The organism is Pseudomonas oligotrophica (assembly GCF_021726475.1).
In the GTDB taxonomy this organism is placed as follows: Bacteria; Pseudomonadota; Gammaproteobacteria; order Pseudomonadales; family Pseudomonadaceae; genus Stutzerimonas; species Stutzerimonas oligotrophica.
The window spans coordinates 98,642-123,159 of sequence record NZ_JAKJRU010000001.1; the positions used below are offsets into that span (position 1 = coordinate 98,642).

Sequence of the window (24,518 nt, forward strand, 5' to 3'; positions counted from 1 at the left end):
AGTAGGAGAGCGAGAATGACCCAGGTGATGGCTTGCATCGACGGCTCGGCCGTTTCCGCAGCGGTGTGCGATTGCGCGGCGTGGGCCAGCGCGCGCCTTGGCGCGCCGCTGACGCTGCTGCACGTGCTCGACCAGCGCGAATACCCGGCGGCCGCCGCCGATTTCAGCGGCATCCTCGGCTTGGGCAGCCGCGAGCTGCTGCTGCACGAGCTGGCCACCCTGGACGAGCAGCGCAACCGCCTAGCCCTGGAACAGGGCCGGCTGATGCTCGAGGCAGCCAGGGCGCGGGTGCTGGCCGCCGGCTTCGCCCATCCGCAACTGCGCCAGCGCCACGGCGACCTGCCGCAGAGCTTGCACGAGCTGGAAGGCGAGACCCGCCTGCTGGTCATCGGCCGCCAGGGCGAAAGCGCGCCGCAGCAGCAGGTCGGCAGCCAGCTGGAAAGCGTCATCCGCCTGCTGCACCGGCCGATCCTGGTGGTGCCGCCGCATTTCGCCGCGCCACGCTCGGCGCTGTTCGCCTTCGACGGCAGCGCCACCGCACGCAAGGGCCTGGACCTGCTGGCCGCCAGCCCGCTGCTGCGCGGGCTGCCGCTGCACCTGCTGATGGTCGGCGCCGACACCGCCGAGGCCCGCGCGGCGCTGGACAGCGCACACGCCAGCCTGGCGGCCGCCGGCTTCGCGGTGCAGGCCCAGGTTCGCGCCGGCGAGGTGGAACCGACCCTGCATGCCTACCAGGCCGAGCACGGCATCGACCTGCTGGTCATGGGCGCCTATGGCCACTCGCGGATTCGCCAGTTCTTCATCGGCAGCACCACCACCGCGCTGTTGCGCAGCAGCAGCACGCCGCTGCTGTTGCTGCGCTGAGGACGGCGGCCCGTACCGGTTCAGCGATAAAGGTCGGCGCGGCTCCAGGGCAACTCGTGGGAGCCGTCGGCCAGTGGCCGGCTCGCCAGGATCTGGTGCAGATTGATCCAGTTGTGGCGGAAGCCGTAGGCGCAGCCGGCCAGGTACAGCCGCCAGATGCGCAAGGCGCGCTCCGGGACCAGGCGCGACGCCTCCTCGAGGCGGGCCTCCAGACGCTGGCTCCAGAAGTCCAGGGTACGCGCGTAGTGCAGGCGCAGGCTTTCCACGTCGACCACTTCCAGTCCGGCCTCGCTGATCCAGCCGGTCATCCCCGCCAGGTGCGGCAGCTCGCCGTGGGGGAACACGTAGCGGTCGATGAACTCGCCGGCGCCGTGGCCGACCGGCCGGCCATCGGTGTGCCGCGCGGTGATGCCGTGGTTCATCACCAGCCCGCCGGGACGCACCGCGTCATGCAGCTTCTGGCAGTACAGCGCCAGGTTGGCATGGCCGACATGCTCGAACATGCCGACGCTGATCACCTTGTCGAAGCGGCCGTCGCCCGGCAGGTCGCGGTAGTCCATCAGCTCCAGTCGCACCTGCCCGTCCAGGCCCTCGGCCGCGACCCGCTGGCGTGCCAGCTGCAACTGCTCGCGACTCAGGGTGATGCCGAACACCTCGGCGCCGAACTCGCGCGCGGCGAAGCGCGCCAACCCGCCCCAGCCGCAGCCGACATCCAGCAGCCGGTCGCCGGGCGCGAGCCGCAGCTTGCGGCACAGGTGGCGCAGCTTGGCCTGCTGCGCGCTGTCCAGGTCCTCGCTGCCGGTCTCGAAATAGGCACAGGAATAGACCATGTCGCGGTCCAGCCAGAGCTGGTAGAAATCGTTCGACAGGTCGTAGTGGTAGGCGATGGCCTGCGCGTCGGTGTCCTTGTCGTGCGCCTCGCGCATGGGCAGCGGGAAGTTGTCCTCGCCGAGCGCCCGGGTGATCTCGTCACCGATGCGGATGACCTCGCTGATCGGCCCGAGCAGATCGATCTGCCCCTCAACGTAGGCGGTGCCGAGCAGGTCCAGGCTGGGGCTTGCCAGCCGCTTGACCAGGTTTGGGTCCCGCAACTCCAGCGTCACCACCGGTTGCCGGCCGATCTCCATCTCGGTGCCGTCCCACAGGCGCAAGCGCAGCGGCAGGTCGAGCTCGCGCAGGGCAGGAAGCAATGTAGCCAGCATGCTCTCGTCTCCATCCATTGCATCGAAAGAAACCCTAGACCAACTGAGAAAGAATGTAGGCTATTGCGCCGATAGTTGCGTCCTACGGGGACTTGCGCCAGGGACCGGCGGCTAAGAGGGAGAAGACAATGACCGACACCGCACAGCGCGTGCTGATCCTCGTGGCCAGCGGGCCGAGCACGCCGGCGCGCTGCGCCGCGCCCTTCCACATCGCCACGCTGCTCGCCTGCATGGATGCCGAGGTCACCCTGTTCCTCACCGGCGAAGGCACCCAACTGGCCCGCCGCGCGGTCGCCGCCAGCCTGCGCGCGGTGGACGGCGGCGAGCCGCTGCAGCACTTCATCGGCCAGGCGAAGCTCGCCGGCGCACGCCTGCTGATGTGCCGCCAGCCGGGGGTGGTGATCGTCGCCGAGCAACTGATCGACGAACTGGACGAGATCTCCAGTGGCGGCGAGCTGGCGCAGATGATCCTCGAATACGACCGGGTACTGACCCTATGAATCTCCACGGCCTGCCGTTCCCCGACGACCTGCTGTACGCCCCCGAACACGCGCTCTGGCTGCGCGAGGAAGCCGACGGCAGCCTCACCCTCGGCCTCACCGCCTACGGTTGTGCGCTGTACGGCGAAATCTTCGCCTTCACCCCCAAGCGCATCGGCGCGCACATCGAGGAGGGCCGCAGCTTCGGCGTGGTGGAATTCGCCAAGGCCGCCTCCTCCGCCCGCAGCCCGCTGGCCGGCGAGCTGCTCGCGGTGAACGAGGCGCTGGAAAAGCGCCCCAACCTGATCAACCGCGACCCTTACGACAGCGGCTGGATGGTGCGCCTGCAACCGGACCACTGGCCCGAAACCCGGCAGCGCTTCCTCACCGGCGAAGCCGCCCTGGCCGCCATCGCCGAACGCATGTGCCTGGACAACTTCGACCCGGCACGAGGCGAGGTGCAGGCGTTGCAGTGGAAGTAGGGGAAGTGGCGGAAGGCAGTGAGAGTCGAACTCACCCGGGAACGGCTGCCGTCCCCAACCGGGTTTGAAGCCCGGCCGCACCACCGGGTGCGATTGCCTTCCTTCGTTGATTTGCAACGCATTTTCCCAGGCCGGAGGCGGGCTGGGGGCGGGAGCTGTCGACGTGGTGTCGATGTCCCGGACGGGGTCGAAGGCTAGCACGTTGCGCGGCCTGGATGACAGCGCAACGGTGTCTCCGGTGCGGGGCTAGCGTTCGGCGGTCTGCATGGCCAGGGCGCTGTCGCGGCGGACCTTGCGTTCGTTGCCGAAGCGCCGGGTCAGGCCGATGCGGTCGAAGTGCTCGAGCAGCTGGATGCTGCGCTTGCGGCCGAGGCCGATGCGGTCGCGGAAGGCGGCGGCGCGGATCACGCCGTGCTGCGCCTCCAGTTCGAGCACCGTCGCGGCCAGCTGGCGCAGCGTCTGCTCGGGGTAGAACAGGTCCTTGACCACCTGCTGCAGCTGGCCGAGGCGCGCCAGCTTGCGCAGCAGCAGACGCATCTGCGCTTCCTCCACACCGAGCTCGCGGGCCAGGTCGCGCACCCAGGGCGGGTCGAAGCGGCCAGCTTCCAGTTGCGGCCAGAGCCGCGCGCGCAGCGCTTCCTCCGGCTCGCTCAGGCGAACCTGGTGATCGGGCAGGTGCAGCCAGGGGCCGCTGCTGGCGACTTCGCCGGCGGCCAGCGCCTGTTCCAGCAGGGCGATGAAAACCGGCCGCTCGAGCGCAGCGAAGGCATAGCGGCGCAGGCGGTCACGGTCAGGGCCGAGCTCGTCGGGCTGCGCCTCGTGGAAACGCCCGAGCGCGGCCAGCAGCTCCTCGCCGAGCGCCTGCCAGCGGGAGGCGTCGAACAGCCGCGTGCCGACACGGGTGGCGATCGGCAGCGCCGCCAGCGGCAGCTGCCAGCCGGCGCCTGGCCGGTTGAACTGGCGCTCCAGCGCCGCCGGGTCGAGGCCGTTGCGGCTCTGCGCCAGCAGCGCCGGCAGCGCCTGCTCCAGGCGTTCGGCAGCCAGCGCGTCGAGCTGCGCCAGGCGCGCCTCACGGCGGCGATTGCGCGGCGGCGCGTAGGGGTCGAGCACGCGACCGCCGCCAAGGGTGCGCTGGGCCGACTGGTCGCGCAGCACGATGCGGTCGCCGTGCACCGCATGCACCGGCGCGTTGAGCTGCAGCTGCAGGAAGGCCGTGGCGCCCGGTGCCAGCTGCTCGCCGGCCAGCAGGGCGACGCGGCCGGTGACGTCCTGGGCGCCGAGGTGCACATGCACCGGGGTCCAGTGACGCAGTTCGTGCGCTTCACTGGCAAGCAGGCTGAATTCGACTTCGATGCGCTGGGTCGGCGCGTGCAGCAGCGGTTGCAGCAGCCAGTCGCCACGGCGGATCTGCTCGACGTTCAGCCGCTCGCCAGCCAGGTTCAGCGCCACGCGCTGGCCGGCATGGGCCTCGCCGGCCTCGCGGTTCTGCGCGTGCAGGCCGCGTACCCGCACGCTGCGCCCGCCGGGGCTGAGCAGCAGTTCGTCGCCCACTTGCACACGACCGGCGAAGGCAGTCCCGGTGACCACCACGCCGGCCCCGGTGACGCTGAAGGCGCGGTCGATGGCCAGGCGGAAGTGGCCGTCGTCGCGTCGCGCCGCCGCCCTGCCCGCCTCGGCGACCAGCGCCGCACGCAGGGCCTCGACACCTTCGCCGGTCAGGCTGGAGACGGCGAAGACCGGTGCCCCGGCCAAGGGTCCGGCGGCCAGCAGGCCTTCGACCTGTTGCCGGACGTGCGCAATGCGCGACGGCTCGACGCGGTCGATCTTGCTGATCGCCACCAGCGCCCGGCGGATGCCGAGCAGTTCGACGATCGCCAGATGCTCGCGCGTCTGCGGCATCACGCCGTCGTCGGCAGCGACCACCAGCAGCACGCAGTCGATGCCGCTGGCACCGGCCAGCATGTTGTGGATGAAGCGTTCGTGCCCCGGTACGTCGATGAAGCCGGTGAGTGCGCCTTCGCCCAGGTCGGCATAGGCGTAGCCGAGGTCGATGGTGATGCCGCGCTCGCGCTCCTCGCGGCGGCGGTCGCCCTGCTGGCCGGTCAGTGCCTTGAGCAGCGCGGTCTTGCCATGGTCGATATGGCCGGCGGTGCCGACGATCACGCCAGGGCCTCGCGCAGCAGCGGCAGCTGTTCGACGAAGCCCGGCTCGTCGTCGAGCTGGCGCAGGTCGAGCCAGAGGGCGTCGTCGTCGATGCGGCCGAGCACCGGGATCGGCAGGCCGCGCAGGGCTTCCTCGAGCTGGCGCAGCTGGCGCCCGCGCAGGCGCTTGGGCTGCTGCGGGCGGATGCACAGCGCGGCACTGGGCAGGCGTGCCACCGGCTGTGCGCCGCTGCCGATCATGCCCAGGGCATCGGTCACGGTGACTTGCCAACGCTCACCGAGTACGGCAGCCAGCGCCGGGGCGAGGCGTTCGGCCTGGCTGTGGATCTCCGCTTGCGGGCGGCTGAGCAGGCGCAGGCTGGTGAGGCGCTCGGCCAGGCGGTCGGGGTCGCGATAGAGGTTGAGCACCGCCTCCAGCGCGGCGAGGGTCAGCTTGTCGACGCGCAGGGCGCGCTTGAGCGGGTTCTTCTTGATCTTCTGGATCAGCGCCTTGCTGCCGACGATCAGCCCGGCCTGCGGCCCGCCGAGCAGCTTGTCGCCGCTGAAGGTGACGATGTCGGCGCCGTCGCGCAGCGCTTCCTGCACGGTGGGCTCCTTCGGCAGGCCCCAGCGCGAGAGGTCGACCAGGCTGCCGCTGCCCAGGTCTTCCAGCAGCGGCAGACCGTGGGCGCGGGCGATGCCGGCGAGCTCCGCGGTGGCGACGCTGGCGGTGAAGCCCTGCACGCTGTAGTTGCTGGTGTGCACGCGCATCAATAGGCCCGAGCGCGGGCTGATCGCCGCTTCGTAATCCCTGGCGTGGGTGCGGTTGGTAGTGCCGACTTCATGCAGCTTCACCCCGGCGCGGGCCATGATGTCGGGAATGCGAAAGGCGCCGCCGATCTCGATCAACTCGCCGCGGGAGATGATGCCTTCCTTGCGTGCGCCGAGGCTGTTCAAGGCCAGCAGCACGGCGGCGGCGTTGTTGTTGACCACGGTGACCGCCTCGGCGCCGGTCAGCTCGCGGATCAGCCCCTCGATGAGGTCGTCGCGGTCGCCACGCTTGCCGGTGGCCAGGTCGAACTCCAGGTTGAGCGGGTAGCGCGCGGCGAGACTGATCGCCTCGATGGCCTCGTTCGGCAACAGGGCGCGGCCGAGGTTGGTGTGCAGCACCGTGCCGGTGAGGTTGAACACGCGGCGCACGCGGCTCTTGTGCTGGCTGGCCAGGCGTTCGCCGGCGCGCCCGGCGAGTACCGCCTCGGATAGTTCCGGCGGCGCCAGCTGGCCGTTGCGGGCCGGCTCGCGCAGCTCGTCGAGCAGGTCGCGCAGGGTTGCCAGCAGGGCCTGGCGTCCGTAGCGCTGCTGCAGCGGCGCACAGGCCGGCGCGCGCAGCAGCTTGTCCACCGAGGGCAGGCGCCCGCTGTTCACCCCTCGCCTCCCGGGGCCAGCAGCAGGTTGGGCGCCTGGCGCTGGTGGCCTTGTTGGTCGAGCAGCAGGTCGAGGTCGAGCGTCGCCAGGTCCGCCGAGAGCGTCTCGCCGTCCGGTGCCAACTCCAGGTAGAGCAGCTTGAGGTAGCTGTTGCAGCCGGGGCAGACCTCGGCCTTGACCCCCTGTGGCGAGCCTTCGAGGTGCAGGTAGTCGAGCTTCTTGGTGCTCTGGCAGTGGCTGCACTTCAGGCGCACGTAATGCCATTCGCCCGAGCACAGCGAACAGACCAGGTAGCGCAGGCCGTTCATCTGCCCGCGGTGGCGGATCACGCCGGCCATCGCCGGGGCCCCGCAGCAGGGGCAGTGGGTCTGGTCCTCGCGCTCGCGCAGGCTGGCGAAGTCCAGGCCCAGCGCACGATGGGTCCAGGCCACCTGCAGCGCGGCGCCGAGGAAGGGCACCAGTGCCGCCGGCAGGGTGTCGTACTGACCGCTGAGCAGGGCCGTGGCCCAGGCGATGCGCTGGCCGGCATCGGCGTCGCGCAACTGCGCGATGGCGGCCTCGACGGCGGCATTGGCCGGCACCTGATAGGCCTCGAGCCAGGCGTCGAGCACCGCCAGCCAGGCGCCTTCGCGCACCAGGGTGTCGGCGGCCAGCGGCGGCATGCCGTGGGCCAAGCACTCGCGGGTGCGGTGGGCATCGAGCGGCGGCAGCGCCGGCGGATTGTCCAGCACCTGCTGCTGGGCACGGCAGACGCCGGCGAGCAGGCGCAGGTAGTCGCCCATCGGATGGCTCTCGGCCAGGCGCTCGAGACGCTCGGCACGCAGGATGAAGAGTTCACGGGGAGGCAGGTTGAAGAACGGCGGTTTGCTGGCGGCAGCTTCGATCTGCCCCGGCTCGAGAATAGTGCCTGACACGCAGGACTCCTCTGGGTCGGTGTAATGAAACGGCGCCGGGAGACGGCGCCGTCATTGAGCTTCGAGACAATACTGCCGCGAAGATTCCCGCAGGGGCTTCGCGGCAGGCAACGGGCTACTTGCGCTCGACGTCCTTGGCCCAGGCCGGATGGTGCTTGCGCGCCCAGGCACGGCTGACCGTACCGTAGAGCATGGCGCCCATCGAGCCCTTGATCCAGATCGCCGCGTAGATATGCACGATGATCGAGACGATCAGCACGAAGGCAGCCGCCGCATGCAGCACCGCGGCCAGGCGCAGCGTGGTGATGCCGAAGTAGCTGCTGAAGTACTCGCGCCAGATGAGGATGCCGCTGACCAGCAGCACCAGCATGCACAGCACCAGCACCCAGTAGAGCACCTTCTGCCCGGCGTTGTAGCGCCCGACCGGTGGCAGCTTCTCTTCGCGGTTGTGCACCACGTCGTTCATCTGCCGCAGCCACTGGCGGTCATTGGCATCCAGGCGGTTGTGCGCGCGGAAGCGCAGCGCCAGCACCAGGAACAGGATGAACATCGCGGCCCCGATGAAAGGGTGCAGGATGCGCGTCCAGGTGCCGCCGCCGAACAGCCCGGACAGGCCGAACAGCGCCGGATGGAACAGCGCCAGCCCCGACAGTGCGGCGAGCACGAAGAGGATGGCGACCGCCCAGTGATTGGATCGCTGGGACGGGGTGTAGCGTTCGATGTCGTGTTTCATCGTTGCCTCCTTGAGCAGGCGAGATGGCGCAACGGCGGCCCCTCGCGGGGCCACTGTCGTCAGGCTCTCGGCTCCTTCGGATCGACCACGTGCACGGCCGGATCGACCTGGTGCACCCCCGTCGCGCCCGGCGCTTCAGCCTCGTCCTCCTCCACGCGCACCGGACCGACCCGCGTGTAGTGGAAGAAGCCGGCGAGCACCGCGGCGCCCATGCCGAGCAGGGCGAGCGGCTTGGCCACGCCCTTCCACAGACTCACCAGCGGGCTGATGGCCGGCTCGTTCGGCAGCTCGCTATACAGCGACGGCTGGTCGGCGTGGTGCAGCACGTACATTACATGGGTGCCGCCCACGCCGTCAGGGTCGTACAGCCCGGCCTTGTCGAAGCCACGCTCCTTGAGGTCGGCGATGCGCCCGGCGGCGTGCTCCTTCATGTCTTCCTTGCTGCCGAAGACGATGGCGCCGGTCGGGCAGGTCTTCACGCAGGCCGGCTCCAGGCCGACCGAAACGCGATCCGAGCACAGGGTGCACTTGTAGGCCTTCTTGTCCTTCTCCGACAGGCGCGGCACATCGAACGGGCAGCCGGTGATGCAGTAGCCGCAGCCGATGCACTTGTCCTGGTTGAAGTCGACGATGCCGTTGGCGTACTTCACGATCGCCCCCGGGCTCGGGCAGGCCTTCAGGCAGCCCGGCTCGGCGCAGTGCATGCAGCCGTCCTTGCGGATCAGCCACTCGAGGTTGCCGCTCTGCGGGTTCTCGTACTCGGCGAACTTCATCACCGTCCAGGATTCGGCGGTGAGGTCGATCGGGTTGTCGTAGGTGCCGTGGCTGGTGCCGACCTCGTCACGCAGGTCGTTCCATTCCGAGCACGCCACCTGGCAGGCCTTGCAGCCGATGCACTTGGAGGTGTCGATCAGCTTGGCGACCTCGCCGATCTCGCGGATCGACGGCCGCTCCGTGGTCGTGGCGGAGCGGGCAATCACGTCTTGAGTAGCCATCATGCCTTCTCCACGTTGACCAGGAACGACTTGAACTCCGGCGTCTGGGTGTTCGCGTCACCGACGAACGGCGTCAAGGTGTTGGTCAGGTAGCCGTTGCGCGCCACGCCGGAGAAGCCCCAGTGCAGCGGGATACCGACCTGGTGCACGGTCTTGCCGTCGACCGTCAGCGGCTTGATGCGCTTGGTCACCACCGCCACCGCCTTGATGTAGCCGCGGTTGGACGACACCTTGACCCGCTCGCCCGCCGTGATCCCCAGTTCCTTGGCCAGTGCCTCGCCGATCTCGACGAACTGCTCGGGCTGGGTGATCGCGTTCAGGCGGCAATGCTTGGTCCAGAAGTGGAAGTGCTCGGTCAGGCGGTAGGTGGTCGCCGCGTAGGGGAAATCCTCCGCCGTGCCGAACAGCTCCATGTCGTTCTTGAACACGCGCGCCGCCGGGTTGCTGGTCGCCTTGGGGTTGTCCGGGTGCATCGGATTGCGCCCGATCGGCGTCTCGAACGGCTCGTAGTGCTCGGGGAACGGGCCCTCGTTCATCTTGTCGACGGCGAACAGCCGCGCCACCCCTTCGGGGTTCATGATGAACGGGTTCATGCCTTCGTCCGGCGCCGAGTCGACCTTGAAGTCCGGCACGTCGGTGCCGGTCCAGGCCTTGCCATTCCACCACACCAGGCGCTTCTTCTCCGGATCCCACGGCCGGCCGGAGACGTCGGCCGAGGCGCGGTTGTAGAGAATCCGCCGGTTGGCCGGCCACGACCAGGCCCAGCCAAGCGTCTGGCCCATGCCGTAGGGGTCGGCGTTATCGCGCCGCGCCATCTGGTTGCCGGCCTGGGTCCAGGAGCCGGAGAAGATCCAGCAGCCGCTTGCGGTCGAGCCGTCGGCACGCAGCTGGGCGAAGCCGGCCAGCTGTTCGCCGGCTTTGGCCAGCACCGCGCCGGTGGCCGGGTCGGTAACGTCGGCCAGCGCCTTGCCGTTGAACTCGCGGGCGATTTCCTCGGGGCTCGGCTCGTCCTGGCGCAGGTACGGCCAGTCGATGTTCAGCAACGCGTCGGCATTGGCGCCGCCCTGCTCGCGGTACATCCGGCGCAGGCGATGGAACAGCCCGCCCATGATGGCCACGTCGGTGCGCGCCTCGCCCGGCGGCTCGGCCGCCTTCCAGTGCCACTGCAGCCAGCGACCGCTGTTGACCAGCGAGCCGTCTTCCTCGGCGAAGCAGGTGGTCGGCAGGCGGAACACGGTGGTCTGGATGCTGGCGGTGTCGACGTCGTTGTACTCGCCGGCGTTGCGCCAGAATTCGCTGGTCTCGGTGGCCAGCGGGTCCATGACCACGAGGAACTTGAGCTTGGCCAGCGCCGCCGCGACCTTCGCCTTGTTGGGGAAGGAGGCGATCGGGTTGAAGCCTTGGCAGAAGTAACCGTTGACCTGGCCCTGGTACATCATGTCGAAGTACTTGAGCACGTCGTAGCCGGGGATATCCAGCTTCGGCAGCCAGTGGAAGCCCCAGTCGTTCTCGGCCGTGGCGTTCTTGCCGTACCAGGCCTTCATCAGGCTGACGTGGAACTTCTCGTAGTTCTGCCAGTACGACAGCTGCCCCGGCCGGATCGGCTTGGCGGTACGCTTGGCGATATAGGCCGCATAGTCCTGCTCGCCTTCCATCGGCACGGTCAGGTAGCCCGGCAGCAGGTTGGACAGCAGGCCGAGGTCGGTCAGGCCCTGGATGTTGGAGTGACCGCGCAGGGCGTTCATCCCGCCGCCGGGCATGCCGATGTTGCCGAGCAGCAGCTGCACCATGGCGCCGGTGCGGATCATCTGCGAGCCGACCGAGTGCTGGGTCCAGCCGAGGGCGTACATGATGGTCATCGCCTTGCCCGGCGCTGCGGTCTCGGCGATGGTTTCCCAGACCCTGAGCATGGCCGCCTGCGGCGTGCCGCAGATGTTGCTGACCACGTCCGGCGTGTAGCGGCTGTAGTGCTTCTTCAGCAGCTGGAAGACGCAACGCGGGTGCTGCAGCGTCGGGTCGACCTTGGCGTAGCCCTGCTCGTCGAGCTCGTAGCCCCAGGTGCCCTTGTCGGTGTAGGCGCGCTTGTCGGCGTCGTAGCCATTGAACAGGCCGTCCTCGAAGCCGAAGCCTTCCTTCACGATAAAGGAGACGTCGGTGTAGTTGCGCACGTACTCATGCTGGATCTTGTCGTTTTCCAGCAGGTAGTTGATCAGGCCGCCGAGGAAGGCGATGTCGGTACCGGTGCGGATCGGCGCATAGAAGTCGGCCACCGAGGCCGAGCGCGTGAAGCGCGGGTCGACCACCACCAGCCGGGCCTTGTTGTGGGCCTTCGCTTCGGTCACCCACTTGAAGCCGCAGGGGTGGGCTTCGGCGGCGTTGCCGCCCATGATCAGTACCAGGTCCGCATTCTTGATGTCGGACCAGTGGTTGGTCATGGCGCCACGGCCAAACGTCGGGGCAAGACTTGCCACCGTCGGGCCGTGTCAAACGCGGGCCTGGTTGTCGAATGCCAGGATGCCGAGCGAGCGCACTACCTTGTGGGTGATGTAGCCGGCCTCGTTGGACGAGGCGGAGGCGGCCAGGAAACCGGTGCTCAGCCAGCGATTGACGATCTGGCCCTGGTCGTTCTTCTCGATGAAGTTGGCGTCGCGGTCGTCCTTGACCAGCTTGGCGATGCGGTCGAGGGCATCGTCCCAGCTGATGCGCTTCCACTCGTTGCTGCCGGCTTCGCGCACTTCCGGGTACTTCAGGCGGTTGGGGCTGTGGACGAAGTCCAGCAGGCCGGCGCCCTTCGGGCACAGGGTGCCGCGGTTGACCGGGTGATCGGCGTCGCCTTCGATGTGGATGATGTCCTGCGCGACGTTCTTGCCGCCGCTGCCCTGGCTGTACAGGATCAGGCCGCAACCGACGGAGCAGTAGGGGCAGGTGTTACGGGTTTCGCGTGTGTTGGTCAGTTTGAAATGCCGGATAGACTCGGCGTACGCCGCAGGCGGCGCCATGCCCAACGCAGCCATGCTCGACGCTCCAAGGCCCACACCGCAGACCTTGAAGAACTGTCGACGATTCATGTCCATCGTGGTTCTCCTCAACAGGCAGAGCGTCAGTACATTGCTGACGCTTCGCTGGCAGCTTAGCCAACCAAGTGCAATGCTGGGAATTAATCACCTTCGACTTTTGGCTAATTGCGAATTACGCATGCCATCTAGCAAGCGGCATTGGCGCGGCATAAGGCGCCCGAAAAACACCGCAGTGCGGTTTTCCCGACGCTGGAAGATAAAAAAAACCCGGGCCAGGCCCGGGTTTTTTGGTTGCGCTCGACTCAGCCGTTCTGGCGGATGCCGGCCACCAGCCAGGGCTGGTTCTCGCCCTGCTCGCGCTCCATGCGCCAGCTCTCGCTGAACGGCTCGCCCTGGTCGAAACGCGAGGTCTTGGCCACGCCGTTGAAGGTCAGCGTGGCGACGGTCTTGTCGGCGTTGTCGTCGACGCCGTCGAGGCTGATCTGCAGGTCGTCGATGTAGGTCGACTGGTAGGCGTCGCCGATCTCTGCGCGCTCCTGCTTGAGGAAGCCGAGCAGCTGCGGGGTGACGAACTCGGCGATCTTGTCCATCTCGTTGGCGTCCCAGTGCTGCTGCAGCGCCATGAAGTGCTCGCGGGCCGCGGCGACGAAGCTCTGCTCGTTGAACCAGGCCGGGGCGTTGATCACCGGCGCGGCGGCCGGGGCGGCGCTGCCACCGAAGATCGACGACTGCTGCGCCATCTCGCGCTGCATCGGCGCATGCCCGGCCATCGCCGGCTGCTGCTGGCGCCGACGTGCGGCGAGGAAGCGGAACAGCAGGAAGGCGATCAGGCCGAAGATCAGGATGTCGAGGAACTGGATGCCCTCGAAGCCGTCGCCCATGAACATCGAGGCGAGCAGGCCGCCGGCGGCGATGCCGGCCAGCGGGCCCAGCCAGCGCGAGGCGCCGCTGGGTGCGGCGGCCGTCTTGCCGGCCTGGGCCGGGGCGGCCTGGGTCTGCTGCGGCGCCTGGCGGGTCGTCTGGTGGCTGGGCGCCGAGCCGAAGCTCTTGCCGCCGCCGAAGCGCTTGGCAGCCGTGGCGTCGAAGGCGAAGGTCAGGCTGATACACAGCGCCATGAAAATGCTGAGCACGCGTTGCATTGGATGTTCCCGCTTGTGAGGTTCGGTGTCGCCGGCCATGTTGCATCGCGCCCGGGGGCACGACCAGCCGGAGAGTGTTTCCGGCTTTTGCCCCGGGCTTGCAACAACTGACGTCAACGCCAGTTGTAGAGTTCCTTCTCGGAGATCTCGTGCATCGGCTCCACCTGCGCCTGGAAGGCCTTCATCGAGGCCCAGATGCGTCCGTTGAGCTCGCTCTGCGCAGCCAGCTCGCCGAGCACCTGCTCGGACTCGGCCTGCATCGCGGCGAGCACTTCGTCGGGGAAGCGCTTGAGCTCGACGCCCTGCTGCTTGAGCTGGTCGAGCGCCAGCGCGTTGTTGTAGACGTAGTCGTCGATCATGTCGCGGCTGGCGGCGCGGGTGGCCTCGGTGAGAATCGCCTGCAGGTCGGCCGGCAGGCTGTCGAAGGCCTTCTGGTTGACCAGCAGCTCGAGCACCGCCTGCGGCTCCTGCCAGCCCGGGTAGTAATAGTACTTGGCGGCCTTGTGCAGGCCGAAGGCCAGGTCGTTGTACGGGCTGACCCAGTCGCTGGCGTCGATGGCGCCGGTCTGCAGTGCGGTGAATACCTCGCCGCCAGGCAGGTTGACGGTGGTTGCGCCGAGACGGTTGAGCACCTCGCCACCGAGGCCCGGCATGCGGATCTTCAGCCCCTTGAGGTCGCCCAGGCCGTTGATCTCCTTGTTGTACCAGCCGCCCATCTGCATGCCGGTGTTGCCCACCACCATGGGCTTCACGCCGAAGGGCGCGTAGGCCTCGTCCCAGAATTTCTGGCCGTCGCCCTTGCTCAGCCAGGCGTTCATCTCGTTGGTCGACAGGCCGAACGGCACCGAAGTGAAGAACTGCGCGGTGGGCACCTTGCCCTTCCAGTAGTAGGCGGCGCCGTGGCCGAGTTCGGCGGTGCCGCGCGAGACGGCGTCGAACACTTCCAGCGCCGGGACCAGCTCGCCGGCGGCATAGACCTTGATGGTCATGCGCCCGCCGCTCATGGTATTGACCCGCTCGGCCAGGCGCTCGGCCGCGGTGCCCAGGCCCGGATAGTTCTTCGGCCAGGCGGTGACCATCTTCCAGCTGTAGCTCTTGGCCGGTTCGCTGGCGGCCTGACCGGCGGTTTCGGCTTTTTTGTCCTCGTTGCAGCCGGCAAGGCCGAGGGTGACGAGCAAGGCAGCGGCAGCACCGAACAGATGGCGGCGTTTCATGGGTCGGTTTCCTTGGTGACTTTCTTGTTGGTATGAGGCCTTGACGTTAGCGTCAACCTCAGAGCGCTTCAAGCTTGGCGTAGCTCAGCATCAGCCACTTGCTGCCCTCGCTCTCGAAGTTCACCTGCACCCGTGCCTGGGCACCGGAACCTTCGAAGTTGAGGATGGTGCCTTCGCCGAACAGTGCATGGCGCACGCGCTGGCCGAGGGCGAAAGGCGTTTCCGGCACGCCGGCGCCGGCAAACAGCGAGGTGCCGCTCATGCTGCGTCCGGAGAAGGAACGGCTGACGGTGTTGCTCAACCGCACTTCCTGGATCAGCCCCGGCGGGATCTCGCGGACGAAGCGCGAGACCTTGTTGTAGGTCTCGCTGCCATGCAGGCGGCGCGTCTCGGCGTAGGTGATCACCAGCTGCTGCATGGCGCGGGTGATGCCGACATAGGCCAGGCGGCGTTCCTCTTCCAGGCGGCCGGATTCCTCCAGGCTCATCTTGTGCGGGAACAGCCCCTCCTCCATGCCGACCAGGAACACCAGCGGGAACTCCAGGCCCTTGGCGCTGTGCAGCGTCATCAGCTGCACGCTGTCCTCGTGCTCGCCGGCCTGCTGCTCGCCGGCCTCCAGCGAGGCGTGGTCGAGGAAGGCAGCCAGCGGCGACTGCACGCTGTCGTCCTCCTCGTTGTAGCTGTCGAAGGCGCGCGCCGCGGAGACCAGTTCCTCGAGGTTCTCCACCCGCGCCTGGGCCTTGTCGCCCTTCTCCTCGCGGTGGTAGGCGAGCAGCCCGGAGTCCTCGATGACCCGTTGGGCCATGCTGTGCAGCGGCAGCTTCTCGACCTTCAGCGCCAGGCTGTCGACCAGCTCGACGAAGGCGTTCAGCGCGCTGGCGGCGCGCCCGGAAACCGCCTTGGTGCCGACCGCCTGGTGCAGCGCAGCCCACATCGACAGGCCCTGCTCGCGCGCCAGCTGACGCAGGCATTCGACGGTCTTCTCGCCGATGCCGCGCGCCGGCAGGTTGATCACCCGCTCCAGCGCCGCGTCGTTGTCCCGGGTCTGGATCAAGCGCAGGTAGGCCATGGCGTTCTTGATCTCGGCGCGCTCGAAGAAGCGCTGGCCGCCGTAGATACGGTACGGCACCTTTTCCCGGAGCAGGGCTTCCTCGAGCACCCGCGACTGCGCGTTGGAGCGGTAGAGGATGGCGATCTCGCTGCGGCTCATGCCGTCGCGGATGGCCTTCTCGATGTTCTCCACCACGTAGCGCGCTTCGTCGTGCTCGTTGAAGGCGGCGTACAGGCTGATCGGCTCGCCCTCGCAACCGGAGGTCCACAGCTCCTTGCCCATGCGCCCCTGGTTGTTGGCGATCAGCGCGTTGGCCGCCTTGAGGATGCAAGCGGTGGAGCGGTAGTTCTGCTCCAGGCGGATGATCTCGGCGTCCTGGAAGTCGTCGCCGAACTGCTGCAGGTTCTCGATCCGCGCACCGCGCCAGCCGTAGATCGACTGGTCGTCGTCGCCGACCACCATCAGGCTCTCGCCGCCCTTGGCCAGCAGGCGCAGCCAGGCGTACTGCACGGCGTTGGTGTCCTGGAACTCGTCGACGAGGATATGGCGGAAGCGCCGCTGGTAGTGCTCGAGCAGGCCGGGATGGTCGCGCCACAGGTCCAGCGCGCGCAGCAAGAGCTCGGAGAAGTCGATCACCCCGGCACGGGCGCAGGCCTCTTCGTAGGCTTCGTAGATCTTCAGCTGGGTGGCGAGGAACAGGTCGCCACCGGCCTGGATGTTCTGCGGGCGCAGGCCCTCGTCCTTCTGCGCGTTGATCCACCACTGCGCCTGGCGCGCCGGCCAGCGCTGCTCGTCGAGACCCAGTTCGCGGATCACCCGCTTGACCAGGCGTTGCTGGTCGTCGGAGTCGAGGATCTGGAAGTTCTGCGCCAGCTTGGCTTCCTGCCAGTGCGCACGCAGCAGGCGGTGGGCCAGGCCGTGGAAGGTGCCGACCCACATGCCCTGCGGGTTGACGTGCAGCAGCTGCTCGATGCGCTGGCGCATCTCGGCGGCGGCCTTGTTGGTGAAGGTCACCGCCAGGATCGAGTACAGCGAGGCGCGCTCGACCTGGTTCAGCCAGGCGATGCGGTGCACCAGTACGCGGGTCTTGCCCGAGCCGGCGCCGGCGAGGACCAGTTGACGGCCCAGCGGCGCGGCCACGGCCTGGCGCTGGGCATCGTTGAGGGAGTTGAGCAGGTGGGAGATATCGTCGTGCATCGCGGCATTCTATTGGAAATGCCTGCGCCGCGCTCGCCTGGCCGGCGCTCCGTCGCCGCGACCGTTGGTCGGTCTGGCTGCAGTGTCACCCCGCCGCGGCCGACCAATAGACCATGACGACAAGATGTCAACATGCCATTATCGGACCCATTGCTCATCCCGCTTCGGACTGCAGTACAAGAAGAACAACGATGACCGATTCCGCACGAGCCGCCTGCGAGACCGCCCCCTTGCACCTGCGCCCGGACCGCCCGCAGGCGTTGCCGGGCAACCCCCAGACCGAACGCACGCGCCTGCTCTACCGCGGCTCGCGCATTCCCAACCTGCTGCTGCTGGCCACCAGCCTGGCCTGCGTCGCCCTGCTCTGGACGCAGGCCGATGGCACGCGCCTGCTGACCTGGGCAGCCTGCATGGCGGCGCTCGCCCTGCTCGGCCTGCAGCAGTCGGTCGCCTTCGAGCGGGCCGGCGCCGAACGCCAGCGCGAGCGCGCCTGGCACCTGCGCTTCCTTGCCGGCAGCGCGGTCTCGGCGCTGGGCCTGGCCTACGCCATCGTCGCCCTGGTGCCGGCCGACGCCTTCCTGCAGCAGGCCACGCTGTACGGCCTGATCGGCTCGGTGGTGCTGTACAGCAGCGTCGCCTACGGGGTCAGCCTGCCGGCGTTCCTCAGCTTCGCCGTGCCCTGCCTGCTGCCGTCCGGGCTGGTGCTGCTGGCCGGCGACACGCCGCAGCAGCGTGGCTGGGGCGTGCTGGCGATGATCGTGCTGGCGACCCTCAGCCTGACCGCCTGGCAGATCAGCCGGTTGATCGGCAAGGGCCTGCAGCAGCGCCAGCACAAGCTCGCACTGATCGAGCGCCTGGGCAGCGCCGCCCAGCGCGCCGAGCAGCTCAACGCCGAGCTGGCGCGCGAGGTCGAGCAGCGCCGCAACGCCGAGCGCCAGCTGCGCCAGGCCTACGACGACCTCGAGCAGCGCGTCGAGGCACGTACCCGCGAGCTGGCCCGGGTCGCCGACGAGCTGCGCCAGAGCGAGGCGCGCCTGAACCTGGCGCTGGAGGCCAGCGAGCTCGGCCTGTGGGACTGGGACCTGGAACAGGGCCAGGTGCTGCATTCGCGCCTGGAGGTACGCTTCGGCCGCACCGACAACCGCGACGAGCCGCTGCCCGACGTGCACCCCGACGACCTGCCGCAGGTCCGCGCCACGCTGGTGGCGCACCTCAAGGGCGAGACTGAGCAGTACGTGGTCGATTACCGCGCGATCACCCACGACGGCCAGTGCCTGTGGATCGAGGACCGCGGCCGGGTCATCCAGCGCGGCGACAACGGCCGCGCCCTGCGCATGATCGGCACCCGCCGCGACATCAGCATCCTGCGCCGGCAGGCCGAGCAGCAGCGGCTGGCGGCGACGGTGTTCGACTCGGCGGCCGAGGGCGTGGTGGTCATGGACCCGGGCTATCGCATCCTCACCGTCAACGACGCCTGCTGCGAACTGTCCGGCTTTACCCGCGACGAGCTGCTCGGGCGCAGCGTCGCCCTGCTCGCCAGCTCGGTGGAGTCGCAACGCCAGTACAGCCTGATGCGCGAAGCCCTCGAGCGCGACGGCCACTGGCAGGGCGAGCTGACCGAGGCGCGCAAGAACGGCGAGACCTACCCGCTGTGGGTCCAGCTGCGCCGGGTAAACGGCGCCGGCGGCGAGGCCAGCCACGTGGTCGGTTTCCTCTCCGACCTGACCGTGCGCCGCCAGGCCGAGGAGCGCCTGCGCTACCTGACGCTCTACGACGACCTCACCGGCCTGGCCAACCGCCGCCTGCTCAAGGAACGGCTGCACGAGGCCTGCCAGCGCGCGCGCCAGACCGGCCGCCACCTGGCGGTGCTGTTCATCGACCTGGACCGCTTCAACATCCTCAACGACAGCCTTGGCCACGAGGCCGCCGACGCCCTGCTGCGCGAGATGTCGCGGCGCCTGGCGGCGAACTTCTCCAACGCCGACACCATCGCCCGGCTGTCCGGCGACGAGTTCGTCGTGCTGATCGAGAACTACGGCAGCCTGGCCAGCCTGGCGCACCTGGGCAGCCGCCTGCTGGCACGCATCCGCAAGCCGACCCAGCTCGGCGGGCAGGAGCTGGTGGTCAGCGCCTCGGTGGGCATCAGCCTGCTGCCGGAGAACGCCCGCGAGCCGGCCAGCCTGCTGCGCCAGGCGAACCTGGCGATGCAACAGGCCAAGCACCTGGGTGGCAACACCCTGCAGTTCTTCACCGAGCGCCAGCCGGACAGCAGCCTGGACCAGCTGCGCCTGGAGAACCAGCTGCGCAAGGCGCTGGTCGACGAGCAGCTGGAAGTCTTCTACCAGCCGCGGCTGAACCTGGGCAGCGACCGCATCGAGGCCGCCGAGGCCCTGGTGCGCTGGCGCCACCCCGAGCAGGGCCTGGTGCCGCCCGGGCAGTTCATCGCCCTGGCCGAGGAAACCGGGCTGATCATTCCGCTCGGCGAGTTCGTCCTGCGCGAGGCCTGCCGCCAGGCCAGCCGCTGGCGCCAGGACGGCGTGGCGGACATCCGCGTGTCGGTGAACCTGTCGGGCAAGCAGCTGCGCCAGGGCAACTTCATCAGCCTGGTACGCCAGGTGCTGGAGGAGACCGGCCTGCCGGCCGAGCGGCTGGAGCTGGAGCTGACCGAGAGCCAGCTGCTCGACGACGTCGACGGCACCATCGGCATCTGCCGCCAGCTGCGCGCGCTCGGCGTGAAGATGGCCATCGACGACTTCGGCACCGGCTATTCGTCGCTGAGCTACCTCAAGCGCTTCCCGGTGGACTACGTGAAGATCGACCGCTCGTTCGTCTCCGAGCTGGAGCACTCGGCCGAGGACGCGGCGATCGTCCGCGCGATCATCGCCATGGTCCACAGCCTGGAGCTCAAGGTGGTCGCCGAGGGCGTCGAGACCGCGGCGCAGCTGGCCTTCATCCGCGCCCAGCGCTGCGACGAACTGCAGGGCTACCTGCTCAGCCGGCCGCTGCCGGCAGCCGCGTTCGTCGACCTGCTCGACTAGCTCAGTGCGGGAACTGCTGCGCCAGCGCGCGCAGCGCGGCCTCGGCATTGAGCACTCGGGTCACCGCTTCCTCGGCCTTGTCGCGGTTCAGCTCCAGGCGATCGAACAGCCCCTGGGGGATCGCCTCCTGCGGGCCTTCGCCGATGCCGCGGTTGCGCAACAGCCGCACGGCCAGGCAGACCAGGTTGGCGTAGGCGTGGTCCTTGCCCTGGTAGTCCGCGTCGGCCTGGAAGCGCAGGCCGTTGGCCAACTCCACCGGCATGCCCCAGTGGCGCATCAGCCAGGCGCCGATCTGCTCGCGGGTGATGCCCAGCAGGTGGTGCTCGACCAGCGAGTGGTGCAGGTGCGGATTGACCTCCAGGTGCCGGCAGATCAGCGAGAAGTGCGGCGGGAAGACGTGCGCCAGCACCAGGTAGCCGAAGTTGTGCAGCAGCCCGGACAGGTAGCTCAAACCGGGCTCGGGGCGCCGCTCGCGGGGGATCAGCCGGGTCAGGCCCTCGATCACCGCGGCGGTGTAGATCGCCTGGTGCCAGTAGGGCGTGGCCTGCTGCGGCTGGTCCTTGGGCAGGCTCAGGGTCTTGCCCAGGGCCAGGCCGAGCGCCAGGTTGATCACCAGGTCGAAGCCGAGCACGCGGACGATGGCATCCTCCACCGAGCGGATCTTGCCGGGCGCCGCGTAGTAGGGCGACGCCGCCCAGCTGATCACCTGCGCCGCCAGCGCCGGGTCGGTCTCCACCACGCCGGTGATGTCGTCCACCGTGGCCTCGGGCATCACCCGCAGCTTGATGATCTTCTGCGCGGTGTGCGGCAGCGGCGGGATCTCGATGGTCTGCTCCAGGCGCTGCTGGATGCGCCGCGCGGTAAAGCTCTGCACCGCCTGGGTGATTTCGGCGCGGTCGTCGGCGGGACGGTCGAGGTTGGGGCGGATCTGCTGCAGCGCGATGCTGAAGCTGCCGGCGCTGCAACGCTCGGCCAGGCGCCTGAAGGCCTCGCCGTCGAGCTCCAGCCAGAGCCCCGGCTGGCCCGACTCGAGCAGCAGCCGCGGTTGCTCCAGCAGGCCGTGCTCGTACAGGCAGGGCGCGCTGACCAGCGGCGGCAGGCCCGGCAAGGTGCCGGCGGTGAGCCGCGCGAGCAGCCGCTCCAGATGTTCCGGACGGACCGCCACCAGATGCCGGCCGGTGAGTTCGGCCAGCCGCGCGAGGTCGAGCAGGTGGTCCTGGGGGAACAGCACCAGCATCAGGCCGACGGCGTCCTCCAGCAGCACCGTCTCGACCTGCTGCGCGGCCGGCACGCCGGCGCGCTCGGTACGCAGGCGGTAGGCCAGGCCCAGGTCATCGAGGAACTTGCGGATCGGCAGGGGGAGCTCGGCGGGGGACTCGTTGGAAACAGCGGTATTCATAAGGGCTTCCGGCGCGAAGATGCTGCGAGTATAGCCAAGCAGCCCCCCTGGAACGGCATCCCGACGGGTGGTTTTGTCATACCTGGCCGTATTCCTGGCCATGCCGCAGCCAGCGCTCGAGCAGCGGGCTGACGTGCTGCGGCCAGCGTGCCAGCAGCGTCTGTGCGGCGTCGCGTACCGCCGGCAGGAGGTCGGCGTCGCGCATCAGGTCGGCGACCTTGAACTGCAGCAGGCCGGTCTGCCGCGTGCCGAGCATCTCGCCGGGGCCGCGCAGCTCCAGGTCCTTTTCGGCAATGATGAAGCCATCGGTGGTCTCGCGCATGATCGCCAGGCGCTCGCGGCCCATCTGCGACAGCGGAGCGTGGTAGAGCAGCACGCAGTGGCTCGCCGCGCTGCCACGCCCGACCCGTCCGCGCAGCTGGTGCAGCTGGGCCAGGCCGAGGCGCTCGGGATTCTCGATGATCATCAGGCTGGCGTTGGGCACGTCGACGCCGACCTCGATCACCGTGGTAGCGACCAGTAGCTGCAGTTCGCCGGCCTTGAACCGCTCCATCACCGCGGCCTTCTCGGCCGGCTTCATGCGGCCGTGGATCAAGCCGACGGCAAGCTCGCCGAGCGCGGCCGAGAGTTCCTCGAAGGTGGTTTGCGCGGCCTGGCAGGTGAGCTCCTCGGACTCCTCGATCAACGTGCAGACCCAGTAGGCCTGACGGCCCTCGCGGCAGGCGGCGCGCACCCGCTCGATGACTTCCAGCCGGCGGCTGTCGGCGATCACCAGGGTATTGACCGGGGTCCGCCCGGGCGGCAGCTCGTCGAGGATCGAGGTGTCCAGATCGGCATAGGCGCTCATCGCCAGGGTGCGCGGAATAGGCGTGGCGGTCATGATCAGCTGATGCGGGCAGAGCCGGCCGTCGATGCCCTTCTGGCGCAGGGCCAGGCGCTGCTGCACGCCGAAGCGGTGCTGCTCGTCGATGATCACCAGGGCCAGGCGCTTGAACACCACCTCGTCCTGGAATAGCGCATGGGTGCCGACCACCATTGGGCAGCCGCCGGCGATCTGCTCGAGCGCCGTGGCGCGGGCCTTGCCCTTGAGCTTGCCGGCCAGCCAGGCGACCTCGATGCCGAGCGGTTCGAGCCAGCGGCTGAAGTTGAGAAAGTGCTGCTCGGCGAGGATTTCGGTCGGCGCCATCAACGCCACCTGATAGCCGGCTTCCAGCGCCTGCAATGCAGCCAGCGCGGCGACCACCGTCTTGCCCGCGCCGACGTCGCCCTGCACCAGGCGCAGCATCGGTTCGTGCTGGGCCAGGTCATAGGCGATCTCGGCGCCGACGCGCTGCTGCGCGCCGGTGGGGGCGAAACCAAGGTTGGCGAGAAAGCGCTGCGGCAAGGCTTTCGCCGGTGGCAGCGCCGGTGCCTGCTGGGCACGCACCCGTTCGCGCAGGCGTTGCAGCGACAGCTGGTGGGTCAGCAGTTCCTCGAAGGCCAGGCGGTGCTGCGCCCAGTGACGGCCCTCGGCGAGTTCCTCGAGGTCGGCATCCGGCGGCGGCCGGTGCAGGTAGCGAATCGCCTCGTCGAGCGCGCCGAGGCGGTATTCATGCGCCAGCTCGGCCGGCAGCCAGTCCGGCAGGCTGTGCGGGCCGAGGCGCGCCAGCGCCTGCCCGGTGAGCTGGCGCAGGCGCTGCTGGGTCAGGCCTTCGGTGGTCGGGTAGATCGGCGTCAGGGTCTGCTCGACCGGCGCCGGATCGCTCGTCAGCGCGCGGTACTCGGGGTGGTAGATCTCCAGCCCCGAGGCGCCGGGACGCGCCTCGCCGTAGCAGCGCAGCGGGGTGCCGCGCTTCATGGCGTCCTTCTGCGCGTTGCTGAAGTGATAGAAGCGCAGGCTCAGCGTGCCGCTGCCATCCTGCAGGCGCACCAGCAGGCTGCGCCGGCGGCCCATGACGATATCGGCGCCGGACACCACGCCTTCGATCACCGCGTCCTGCCCCGGGCGCAGCGCGCCGATCGGCACCACGCGGGTGCGGTCCTGGTAGCGCAGCGGCAGGTGGAACAGCAGGTCCTGCAGGGTTTCCAGGCCGACCCGCGCGAGTTTCTCGGCCAGCGCCGCGCCGACGCCCTTGAGCGCGGTGACCGGCACCGCTGCCAGTTCGCTCATCGGCTCAGGCGTTGATCACGGGCGGCTTGGCTACCGAACACAGGCGGATGGAGTCGGCCAGCACCTCGATCGCCTTGGGCCGCGGGAAGCTCGCGCGCCAGGCGATCGCCACGGTGCGGAACGGCACCGGCGGGGTCAGCGGACGGGTCTCCAGCACGCCCGGCGCGTAGTGATGGCTCTCCACCGCCGACAGCGGCAGGATCGACACCCCGAGACCGGAGGCGACCATGTGGCGGATGGTTTCCAGCGAGCTGGACTCGACCGTGGTGTGGCTGGCCGCCTCGCCCTTGCGCGTGGTCGGGCAGGCTTCGAGCACTTGGTCGCGGAAGCAGTGGCCCTCGCCGAGCAGCAGCAGGCTCTTGTCGTTGAGCATCTCGGCGTCGATGGTCTTCTTCGCCGTCCACGGGTGGTCGGCCGGCATCAGCACGTAGAACGGCTCGTCGTAGAGCGGCTTGGTCAGCACGTCGGCTTCCTGGAACGGCAGCGCGATGATGATCGCGTCGAGCTCGCCGGTACGCAGCTTGTCGCGCAGGATGTGGGTGAAGTTCTCTTCGATGTACAGCGGCATGTCCGGCGCCACGCGGTGCAGCTGCGGGATCAGGTGCGGGAACATGTAGGGGCCGACGGTGTAGATGGCGCCGACCTTGAGCGGCGCGGCCAGCTGGTTCTTGCCGACCTGGGCCAGCTCGCGAATGCTCTGCGCCTGCTCGAGCACCTTCTGCGCCTGGGTGACGATGCCCTCGCCCACCGGGGTCAGGCGCACGGCACTCTTGGTGCGCTCGAAGATCAGCACGCCGAGCTCGTCCTCGAGCTTCTTCACGCCCACCGAAAGGGTCGGCTGGCTGACGTGGCAACGCTCGGCGGCGCGGCCGAAGTGCTGTTCCTGGGCAAGGGTGACGATATAGCGCAGTTCGGTGAGGGTCATAGGCAGCGTCCATCAGGTTGCCAGCAAGCATAGCCTTTGCTTTGCATCGAACCAACTGGCACGCCCGCTGCAAGTTGGCGAGCACTACGTCGCACCGCCACGGGCGGCGTACACTGCAATGCCGGGCTCGCCGGCGCACACGACAGGGAGCGTA

At 68.8% G+C, this 24,518-nt stretch carries 17 protein-coding genes and 1 tRNA gene; 4 read left to right on the top strand and 14 right to left on the bottom strand.

Annotated elements, in window-relative coordinates; genetic code table 11:
* The first annotated feature begins 15 nt into the window (after positions 1-15).
* Positions 16-864 carry a universal stress protein gene (locus tag L3N39_RS00465; RefSeq protein WP_237255254.1) on the top strand — a complete coding sequence of 283 codons (849 nt, stop codon included), beginning with the start codon at positions 16-18 and terminating at the stop codon, positions 862-864.
* Positions 865-884: 20 nt separating this feature from the next.
* Here the strand turns inward: L3N39_RS00465 and cfaB are convergent, their stop codons facing one another.
* A complete protein-coding gene (cfaB, locus tag L3N39_RS00470; protein ID WP_237255255.1) occupies positions 885-2,066 on the bottom strand; it encodes a C17 cyclopropane fatty acid synthase CfaB in 1,182 nt (393 codons plus the stop codon).
* Positions 2,067-2,194: 128 nt separating this feature from the next.
* Between cfaB and L3N39_RS00475 the strand changes: the two genes are divergently transcribed.
* Together L3N39_RS00475 and L3N39_RS00480 are read left to right on the top strand one after the other, a co-directional pair.
* The gene (locus L3N39_RS00475; RefSeq protein ID WP_237255256.1) at positions 2,195-2,566 is read left to right on the top strand and encodes a DsrE family protein; all 372 of its coding nucleotides are present in this window, start codon (positions 2,195-2,197) and stop codon (positions 2,564-2,566) included.
* Entirely contained in the window at positions 2,563-3,027 is a 465-nt protein-coding gene (locus L3N39_RS00480) for a glycine cleavage system protein H (RefSeq protein ID WP_237255257.1), read from the top strand. Before L3N39_RS00475 ends, L3N39_RS00480 begins: the two co-directional genes overlap by 4 nt.
* 6 nt (positions 3,028-3,033) lie before the next feature.
* Here L3N39_RS00480 and L3N39_RS00485 read toward each other — a convergent pair.
* From L3N39_RS00485 to uvrD, 10 genes are all read right to left on the bottom strand, one after another.
* Positions 3,034-3,129, bottom strand: a tRNA-Sec gene (locus L3N39_RS00485).
* A gap of 144 nt (positions 3,130-3,273) precedes the next feature.
* Positions 3,274-5,190, bottom strand: coding sequence for a selenocysteine-specific translation elongation factor (gene selB / locus L3N39_RS00490; protein WP_237255258.1), 1,917 nt, complete (start codon positions 5,188-5,190; stop codon positions 3,274-3,276).
* A complete protein-coding gene (gene selA, locus L3N39_RS00495; protein ID WP_237255259.1) occupies positions 5,187-6,593 on the bottom strand; it encodes an L-seryl-tRNA(Sec) selenium transferase in 1,407 nt (468 codons plus the stop codon). The genes selB and selA overlap by 4 nt, the downstream gene beginning before the upstream one ends.
* On the bottom strand, positions 6,590-7,507 hold the full coding sequence (gene fdhE / locus L3N39_RS00500) for a formate dehydrogenase accessory protein FdhE (protein WP_237255260.1): 918 nt from the start codon (positions 7,505-7,507) through the stop codon (positions 6,590-6,592). The genes selA and fdhE overlap by 4 nt, the downstream gene beginning before the upstream one ends.
* A 115-nt stretch (positions 7,508-7,622) precedes the next feature.
* Complete coding sequence (locus L3N39_RS00505) at positions 7,623-8,240, bottom strand: formate dehydrogenase subunit gamma (RefSeq protein WP_237255261.1); 618 nt, start codon at positions 8,238-8,240, stop codon at positions 7,623-7,625.
* Between the two features lie 59 nt (positions 8,241-8,299).
* On the bottom strand, positions 8,300-9,235 hold the full coding sequence (gene fdxH / locus L3N39_RS00510; RefSeq protein ID WP_237255919.1) for a formate dehydrogenase subunit beta: 936 nt from the start codon (positions 9,233-9,235) through the stop codon (positions 8,300-8,302).
* A complete protein-coding gene (gene fdnG / locus L3N39_RS00515) occupies positions 9,235-12,309 on the bottom strand; it encodes a formate dehydrogenase-N subunit alpha (protein ID WP_237255262.1) in 3,075 nt (1,024 codons plus the stop codon). The genes fdxH and fdnG overlap by 1 nt, the downstream gene beginning before the upstream one ends.
* Positions 12,310-12,554: 245 nt before the next feature.
* Entirely contained in the window at positions 12,555-13,391 is an 837-nt protein-coding gene (locus tag L3N39_RS00520) for a Tim44 domain-containing protein (protein ID WP_237255263.1), read from the bottom strand.
* 113 nt (positions 13,392-13,504) lie between these two features.
* The gene (locus L3N39_RS00525; RefSeq protein WP_237255264.1) at positions 13,505-14,605 is read right to left on the bottom strand and encodes a TRAP transporter substrate-binding protein; all 1,101 of its coding nucleotides are present in this window, start codon (positions 14,603-14,605) and stop codon (positions 13,505-13,507) included.
* Between the two features lie 58 nt (positions 14,606-14,663).
* Complete coding sequence (gene uvrD / locus L3N39_RS00530; protein WP_237255265.1) at positions 14,664-16,853, bottom strand: DNA helicase II; 2,190 nt, start codon at positions 16,851-16,853, stop codon at positions 14,664-14,666.
* Positions 16,854-17,044: 191 nt separating this feature from the next.
* On the opposite strand from uvrD, the gene L3N39_RS00535 reads away from it, so the two are divergent.
* Positions 17,045-19,891 (top strand): EAL domain-containing protein, encoded by a 2,847-nt coding sequence (locus L3N39_RS00535; protein WP_237255266.1) that lies wholly within the window; start codon positions 17,045-17,047, stop codon positions 19,889-19,891.
* A gap of 1 nt (position 19,892) precedes the next feature.
* Here the strand turns inward: L3N39_RS00535 and L3N39_RS00540 are convergent, their stop codons facing one another.
* The 3 genes from L3N39_RS00540 to L3N39_RS00550 all read right to left on the bottom strand — a co-directional run bounded on the left by L3N39_RS00540 (position 19,893) and on the right by L3N39_RS00550 (position 24,364).
* Entirely contained in the window at positions 19,893-21,290 is a 1,398-nt protein-coding gene (locus L3N39_RS00540; protein WP_237255267.1) for an aminoacyl-tRNA deacylase and HDOD domain-containing protein, read from the bottom strand.
* Between the two features lie 76 nt (positions 21,291-21,366).
* Positions 21,367-23,439: an ATP-dependent DNA helicase RecG gene (gene recG, locus L3N39_RS00545; RefSeq protein ID WP_237255268.1), complete on the bottom strand. Its 2,073-nt coding sequence runs from the start codon at positions 23,437-23,439 to the stop codon at positions 21,367-21,369.
* Positions 23,440-23,443: 4 nt separating this feature from the next.
* Positions 23,444-24,364: a hydrogen peroxide-inducible genes activator gene (locus tag L3N39_RS00550; protein WP_237255269.1), complete on the bottom strand. Its 921-nt coding sequence runs from the start codon at positions 24,362-24,364 to the stop codon at positions 23,444-23,446.
* Between the last annotated feature and the right edge of the window lie 154 nt (positions 24,365-24,518).